Below are 627 nucleotides of genomic sequence, written 5' to 3'. Positions count from 1 at the left end.
TCGGGGATCGGCACGACGTTATATTCCGGCAGGCAGACGAACTCGCCGAACGAGCCCGGCCGGTTGACGCCGACGCCGAGCGTGTTGCGGCAGAGGTGCCCGCGCCCGGCGCGGCAGTTGCGGCATTTGCCGCAGACGATGTGGCCCTCGCCCGAGACCCGTTCGCCGACATGGTACTTGGTGACGGCAGATCCCACCTCGGCGATCTCGCCCATGAACTCGTGACCGACGACCATCGGCACCGGAATGGTCTTCTGCGCCCACTGGTCCCAGTTCCAGATGTGCACGTCGGTGCCGCAGATCGCCGATTTCTTGACCTTGATCAGCACGTCGTTCGGGCCGATTTCCGGCACCGGCACGCGTTCCATCCACAAGCCCACTTCGGCCTTCGACTTCACCAGCGCCTTCATCATGTTCGTCATTTGACTGCCTCCAAAATCATCTGCCGTTTCGGCGCTGCGCGTTGAGGGAAGCCCCTCATCCGGCTGCCGCCACCTTCTCCCCGCGCGCGGGGAGAAGGGATATGCCGCACCCTCACCACTCCTCTTTCAGGACTGCGCTTCCGCCAAGCCCTCCAAGGCCTCCGGCGGGCACGTCCCCTCTCCCCGCCTGCGGGGAGAGGGTTAG

General features: G+C 65.2%; 1 protein-coding gene. It reads right to left on the bottom strand.

Going from position 1 to position 627, the window contains the following annotated elements:
• The coding region (locus L981_RS33140) for an alcohol dehydrogenase catalytic domain-containing protein (RefSeq protein ID WP_043627375.1) at positions 1-422 on the bottom strand (422 nt) is incomplete at its 3' end.
• Between the last annotated feature and the right edge of the window lie 205 nt (positions 423-627).

The organism is Ensifer sp. ZNC0028 (assembly GCF_000799055.1).
Lineage (GTDB): Bacteria > Pseudomonadota > Alphaproteobacteria > Rhizobiales > Rhizobiaceae > Ensifer.
The sequence above is the reverse complement of the archived record's forward strand: the minus strand, read 5'-3'. Positions and strand labels throughout refer to the sequence as shown.